4 protein-coding genes and 2 rRNA genes (1 of these 6 cut by a window edge) are annotated in these 6,658 nt (G+C 63.6%); 2 read left to right on the top strand and 4 right to left on the bottom strand.

The genetic code is table 11. The annotated features are described in order from the left end of the window. Together GLA29479_RS17825 and rrf are read left to right on the top strand one after the other, a co-directional pair. Nucleotides 1–1,469: ribosomal RNA gene (locus tag GLA29479_RS17825) — 23S ribosomal RNA — on the top strand; it begins 1,398 nt to the left of the window's first position. A gap of 172 nt (nt 1,470–1,641) precedes the next feature. Then, a 5S ribosomal RNA gene (rrf, locus tag GLA29479_RS17820) occupies nt 1,642–1,756 on the top strand. 759 nt (nt 1,757–2,515) lie between these two features. Here the strand turns inward: rrf and GLA29479_RS17815 are convergent. From GLA29479_RS17815 to GLA29479_RS17800, 4 genes are all read right to left on the bottom strand, one after another. Further along, nucleotides 2,516–3,280: a 2OG-Fe dioxygenase family protein gene (locus tag GLA29479_RS17815; RefSeq protein WP_057972390.1), complete on the bottom strand. Its 765-nt coding sequence runs from the start codon at nt 3,278–3,280 to the stop codon at nt 2,516–2,518. A 44-nt stretch (nt 3,281–3,324) separates the two neighbouring features. Beyond that, complete coding sequence (locus tag GLA29479_RS17810; protein ID WP_057972389.1) at nt 3,325–3,720, bottom strand: MAPEG family protein; 396 nt, start codon at nt 3,718–3,720, stop codon at nt 3,325–3,327. Between the two features lie 121 nt (nt 3,721–3,841). After that, nucleotides 3,842–5,608 (bottom strand): M28 family metallopeptidase, encoded by a 1,767-nt coding sequence (locus GLA29479_RS17805; protein WP_057972388.1) that lies wholly within the window; start codon nt 5,606–5,608, stop codon nt 3,842–3,844. 160 nt (nt 5,609–5,768) lie between these two features. Then, nucleotides 5,769–6,437, bottom strand: coding sequence for a DUF4097 family beta strand repeat-containing protein (locus GLA29479_RS17800; RefSeq protein WP_057919364.1), 669 nt, complete (start codon nt 6,435–6,437; stop codon nt 5,769–5,771). Nucleotides 6,438–6,658 lie beyond the last annotated feature (221 nt).

Genomic DNA, 6,658 nt, shown 5'->3' with positions numbered 1-6,658 from the left:
GCGATGGAGGGACGGAGAAGGTTAAGCAGGCCAGGCGTTGGTTGTCCTGGTGAGAGAGTTGAGGCGGTCCCCTTAGGCAAATCCGGGGGGCAACGTTGAGACTAAGGACCGGTCCTTTTGGACTAGGCTGCTGATATCACGCTTCCAGGAAAAGCTCCTAAGCTTCAGCTTACGCAGACCGTACCGTAAACCGACACAGGTGGGCAGGATGAGAATTCTAAGGCGCTTGAGAGAACTCGGGTGAAGGAACTAGGCAAAATAGCACCGTAACTTCGGGAGAAGGTGCGCCCTTTCTGGTGAATAGCTGGGAGGGGCCGCAGTGACCAGGCCGCTGCGACTGTTTATCAAAAACACAGCACTCTGCAAACACGAAAGTGGACGTATAGGGTGTGACGCCTGCCCGGTGCTGGAAGGTTAATTGATGGGGTCAGCCGCAAGGCGAAGCTCTTGATCGAAGCCCCAGTAAACGGCGGCCGTAACTATAACGGTCCTAAGGTAGCGAAATTCCTTGTCGGGTAAGTTCCGACCTGCACGAATGGCGTAACGACAGCGGCGCTGTCTCCACCCGAGACTCAGTGAAATTGAAATCGCTGTGAAGATGCAGCGTTCCCGCGGCAAGACGGAAAGACCCCGTGAACCTTTACTATAGCTTTACACTGAACGTTGAGTTCGTCTGTGTAGGATAGGTGGGAGGCTATGAAACCATGGCGCTAGCTGTGGTGGAGCCATCCTTGAAATACCACCCTGTCGTGCTTGACGTTCTAACCTAGGCCCGTAATCCGGGTCGGGGACCGTGTATGGTGGGTAGTTTGACTGGGGCGGTCTCCTCCCAAAGTGTAACGGAGGAGCACGAAGGTACGCTCAGCGCGGTCGGACATCGCGCACTGTGTGCAAAGGCATAAGCGTGCTTGACTGCAAGATCGACGGATCAAGCAGGTACGAAAGTAGGTCTTAGTGATCCGGTGGTTCTGTATGGAAGGGCCATCGCTCAACGGATAAAAGGTACTCCGGGGATAACAGGCTGATACCGCCCAAGAGTTCATATCGACGGCGGTGTTTGGCACCTCGATGTCGGCTCATCACATCCTGGGGCTGTAGTCGGTCCCAAGGGTATGGCTGTTCGCCATTTAAAGTGGTACGCGAGCTGGGTTCAGAACGTCGTGAGACAGTTCGGTCCCTATCTGTCGTGGGCGTTGGAGATTTGAGAGGGGCTGCTCCTAGTACGAGAGGACCGGAGTGGACGAACCTCTGGTGTTCCGGTTGTCACGCCAGTGGCACTGCCGGGTAGCTATGTTCGGAAGCGATAACCGCTGAAAGCATCTAAGCGGGAAGCGCGCCTCAAGATGAGATCTCCCGGGACTTTAAGTCCCCTAAAGGAACCATCAAGACTAGGTGGTTGATAGGCAGGGTGTGTAAGTGCGGCAACGCATTGAGCTAACCTGTACTAATGATCCGTGTGGCTTGACCATATAACCTCAAGTTGCCTTGGCTTCATTGACACGTTTAAGACGTTTCGCCCAAAATACTGTTCGCTACATTCCAACTTATTCGCAGAAGACGGAGATCATCCCGTCTGAAGCATCCCAACGAGAGCGTGCGCGCTTCTTCAATACACCGAAGACGGCGACCCTCCACCCTCTCCCTGGTGATAATAGCTGTGTGGCACCACCCGATCCCATCCCGAACTCGGAAGTGAAACGCACATGCGCCGATGGTAGTGTGGCCTAAGCCATGCAAGAGTAGGTCATCGCCAGGGGCTTTACCCTAAAACGCCGCAACCCACAGGTTGCGGCGTTTTTCTTTGGCCGCGTGTTAAGCGAATCCCGGCGGCCGACCGTTTTGCGGCGATGCCACTTAATACGATTAAGCGTCCGACATTAACTTCCGGCCCGCCGCCGATAATCGTGCGCCCTCCGGGGTGCGCCGAAACCACAATGCCGACTGCATCCATCGAAGCGGCGAGCCCTCGCCAGGGTAGGAGCGGCGCGAGCCGCGACCACGCTGTCGCGGTCTTGCCGCGCATCGATCAGCAAGATCAGATCCAGATCAAACGCCTAAAGCTTCCGCCACTAAAGCGGCGGGTTACTTTCTTTTGTCATAAGCAACAAAAGAAAGGTAACCAAAGAAAAATGCTTCTCTTTGAATCACCAGCCCGCACGAGCGGTGCTTCCGCAGGGCTTTTTCATACGGGACATCCCTGTCCCGATGAAAAACGGCGCGCATCCCTGCGCGCCGCCCTCCGGGTCTCCAGGTGTTCTCGCGAGGTCGCTACTGCGCCAAGCTCATTACGGCAACGGCAACGGCAACGGCAACGGCAACGGCAACGGCAACGGCAACGGCTACGCTCGGTTTGCCGACATGGGCCGCTTCGCGTTCGGTTTTGGCGCGGCCATGCAGGTCGAGCCGCTGTTCAGGCTACGGAATCCGAGTCCGAGTCGTAGAGTCCCCGCAACGGGGCTATCGAGATGGGTGCGCGGGAACGTCCCCGGCGCGATTAAGCGCCGGCGACGGCGATTCAATCGTTCGAGTCCGCGATCGCGCCGGCTATGCCGGCCGCCCGGAACGTCACCACCAGCACATCCCGGTGCGCTTCGCGGGTCGGGTCTTGCGGGGTTACGGCGGTCACGCCGTGGAAGACGCGGGCGTCGTCGACCAGCGCCGCGTCGAGCGGCGCGGTCAGGGTGAAGCTGCCGAGCAGGCTGCCGTCGGCGGTGTGGATGGTGGTCGTGCCGCTGACGATGTTGTGGCGGTCGATCAGCAGTACCAGCACGTAGTTCACGCCGTCGCGATGCACGCCTTCGGGCGTGGGCTGGCCTTCTTCGTCGCTGCGGGCCTCGATGCGGAACTGGTGCAGTTCGATGTGCCAACCCGGCACCTGCGGCGCCAGCAGGCCGAAGAAATCGCGGCAGAAGCCGAGCACGGTCGCCAAGGTGGCGCCGTTGGCGACGTCGTCGCGAACCGGCTCGAACCAGCGCTCGATGTCGCCCTGCAAGGCGTTGTAATTCAGGCTCTGATAGTGCGGTTGATGCGGCAGGCGCGCGATGGTGCCGTTGCGATCGGCGCGAAACACGGCATGGCGGCGGCGGCGATGGCGGCCGACGCTGGCGAGGTAAGTGTCCGGCGCCAGGTCGTTCCAACTGGCGGCAAAGGCCGCCCAATCCTGCAAGGAGCCGTGCCGCTGCAGATGCGTGCGCATGTCTTCGCCGGCGACGAAACGGAAGCCATCGCGACGCAGGGCGTCGACGAAATCCTGGTGCTCGGAACTCGGTGCGGGGTTCATGCCTGACTCTGGAAGACGAGAACGAACGAGCTTGCCGCGGTCGCTCAGGCCGCAGCCAACGCGGCTTGCGCCAGCAGAGCGATCACGCAGCCGAGCCCGATCGCCCAGACCAGGCTGCGCAGGCTGGCCTTGCGTGTCATATAGAACACGCCGTGCAACACGCGGCAGGCAATGAAGGCGAGCGACAGACCGGCGATGACGCCGGTGTCGACCCCGGCCATCTGCGCGCCGAGCACGCCGGCCGCGAACGGTGCGAACGCCTCGAAAGCGTTGAGGTGCGCGGCATACGCGGCATTACTGCGCGGATTGTCCTGACGGCTCTGCCAGGCGCGGGGATCGCGGTTGTCGTAGCGCTGGCCGCTGCCCTTGGCGAGGGCGGCCCAGGCATAGGGCAACAACGCGGCGATCAGCAGGCACCAATAGGCGACGGTCATGGACATGCGCGTTCCTTCGAGACCGCGGAGAGCGGTCCGCAAAGCCTAGCGGAAAAAACGACGGCGCCCAGAGGCGCCGTCGTCGGTTCGCTGTGCGGTCGCGGGCGACCGGCTGTTGTCCGGTTGATTACTTGGCCGGAGCGGCCATCAACTTGTCGTGCGCCGCGCGGAAGGCGTTGCCTTCGTACCAGTTCGGCCATTGCTCGTTGCCGGCCAGGACCTTGCCGACGCCGTACAGCGCGTCGAGGTCCTGGACCACGCCATCGAGCTTCCAGTTCGGGTCGAACTGGTCGGCCGGCTTGTGATAGCGGTGGTCGCGATAGTCGACCTGGGCTTTCTGTCCGGCTTCGGTGCCGCCTTCCAGCAGATCGTCGCCGCCCTTGGCGTACAGCGCGGGCACGCCGGCCTTGGCGAAGTTGAAGTGATCGGAGCGGAAGTAGAAGCCGTCCTGCGGGGTGGCTTCGGCGTGCAGCACGCGGCCCTGGCCGTCGGCGATGGTCTTGAGGATGTCCTCGAGCTCGGAGCTGCCGTAGCCGACCACGGTGAAGTCCTTGGCCTTGCCGATGATCGGCATGGCGTCGAGATTGATCACCGCGACGGTCTTGTTGAGCGGGACGGTCGGATGGGCGACGTAGTACTTGGAACCGAGCAGGCCCGACTCTTCCAGCGTCACCGAGACGAACAGCAGCGAACGGTCCGGCGGCGGGCTCTGCTTGCTGAAGGCTTCGGCGATCTCGAGGATGCCGGCCACGCCGGAGGCGTTGTCGATCGCGCCGTTGTAGATCGTGTCGGCACCGCCGGCCTTGCCCTCGCCGGCGCCGTGGCCTTCGTGGCCGCCTTCGCCGGTGTGGTTGCCGAGGTGATCCCAATGCGCCATGTAGACGATGGCTTCGTCGGGACGCTTGGCGCCGTCGAGACGGGCGATCACGTTGCGCGAGGACTTCTCGCTGATCTTGCTCTTCAGGTCGACCGAGGCCTTGGCCTGCAGCGGGATCGCCTTGAAGCCGCGCTTGCCGGCCGCCTTGTAGAGCTCGTCGAGGTTCTGGCCGAGATCGCCGAGCAGCTTGCGTGCGCTGTCGCCGGTGATCCAGCCCTGCACCGGCAGACGCGGTTCCGGGTCGTCCTTGGCCGGCAGGTCGAACTGCGCGCCGGACCAGGAATTCTTGACCACGTCCCAACCGTAGGAGGCGCCGGCATCGTCGTGGACGATCAGCGCGGCGGCGGCGCCCTGGCGGGCGGCTTCCTCGAACTTGTAGGTCCAGCGGCCGTAATAGGTCATGCGCCGGCCTTCGAACAAGGTCGCGTCCTGGCTGTGGAAGCCCGGGTCGTTGACCAGGATCACCACGGTCTTGCCCTTGACGTCGACGCCGGCGTAATCGTTCCACTTCTGCTCGGGCGCGTTGACGCCGTAGCCGACGAAGACCAGGTCGCTGGCGGCGAGCTTGACTTCGGCTTGGCCGGTGCGCGTGCCGACGACCATGTCGCTGCCGAACTTGAGTTCGCGCGGCTGGCCCTTGACCTCGAGCTTGAGCGAGGTGGACTCGTCGGCGGTGGTCTCGACCATCGGCACGGTCTGGAAGTAGCTGTCGCCGTTGCCGGGCTTCAGGCCGAGGCGCTTGAACTGCGCTTCCAGGTACTGGACGGTCTTTTCTTCGCCGGCGCTGCCGGGCGCACGGCCCTCGAACTCGTCGGAGGCCAGCACCTTGACGTGCTGGGCGAAGTCGGCGGCATTGATCGCGCCGTCGAAGGCGTGATCGGCGGCGGTGCCGGGCGTCGCCGCCGGGGCATCGGCCGGAGCCTTCGCGTCCGGTGTTTCGGCCGGCTTGTTGCAGGCCGACAACACCAGGGCGGCGGCCACCAACGAGGTGGCGGTGAGGAGCGGGGTACGGGACATCAGACCTCCAGGAGCGGCCGGTGGGCCGGGGGTGGGGGAGGTCCATTCTAGGGGCAACGTCCAAGGGGCGTTGTCCCGTGCGTGGCCACTGGCGAAGGCGGTTCCCGCCCGCACACCCGGCCCGGCCCCTTCAGCGGACCGGGCCAGGCGGATCGACGGCTTACTCGGCCGGCGGCTTGGGCGTGTTGTAGGCGATCGCGGTGGCGCCGCGGATCGCGCCGGTCTTGGCGGTGGCGTGCACGTACAGGGTGACTTCGCGTTCGAACACCAGCGGGCCGTCGACGCGCGCGTTCGGGCCGATCACCACGCGCGGGTTGCGCGGCTTGAGCTTGATGCCGATGCCGCTGGGCTTGGTGTAATGGATGCCGCCGCTGACGTGGGAATTGACGCCGACAGTGACGTCGCCATTGACGGTTTCGATGCCGCCGGTGACGTCGGTGTCGACCAGGCCGATCGCGCCGTTGACGGTCTCGACATCGCCGCGCACGGTGCCGCCGCGGTCGACGAAGATGCCGCCGTTGACGGTTTCCAGGCCGCCGCCGGCGGTGAAGTCGGTGCCGGCGCGGATGCTGCCGTTGACCGTCTCCAGGCTGCCGGTCTGGCTGCGCGCGCCGACGTTGATACTGCCGTTGACGGTTTCGGCGTCGGCGACGCGGGCGTTGTCGCCGATCTTGATGCTGCCGTTGACGGTTTCCAGCGTGCCTTGGCTTTCGCCGGAGCCGACGGTGATGCTGCCGTTGACCTTGCTGATGCCTTCGGCGGCGAACGCCAGCGGCGAGGACAGAGCGATCAGGACCGAGAGGCTGAGAGTGAGGCGGGGGCTCGTCATGGCGTGTTCCGTTGTTTGGTGGACAGGGACTGAGATGCGGGCAATGCGCAAACGGTTTACGTGCGGGGAAAGAAATCCTGCATCGGCCGCCGCCGGGCTTTGAGGATCAAGCACTTGCCGGCGCTGCTTCGAGCCGGGCCGTGCTCGATCCGCCGTCGCGCGGCGGTTGTTCGGGGCTTCATGCCCCGCTTCGCTACAATCGCAGGACCCGCCCGTGGCGG

Source organism: Lysobacter antibioticus (assembly GCF_001442535.1).
Lineage (GTDB): Bacteria > Pseudomonadota > Gammaproteobacteria > Xanthomonadales > Xanthomonadaceae > Lysobacter > Lysobacter antibioticus.
The sequence above is the reverse complement of the archived record's forward strand: the minus strand, read 5'-3'. Positions and strand labels throughout refer to the sequence as shown.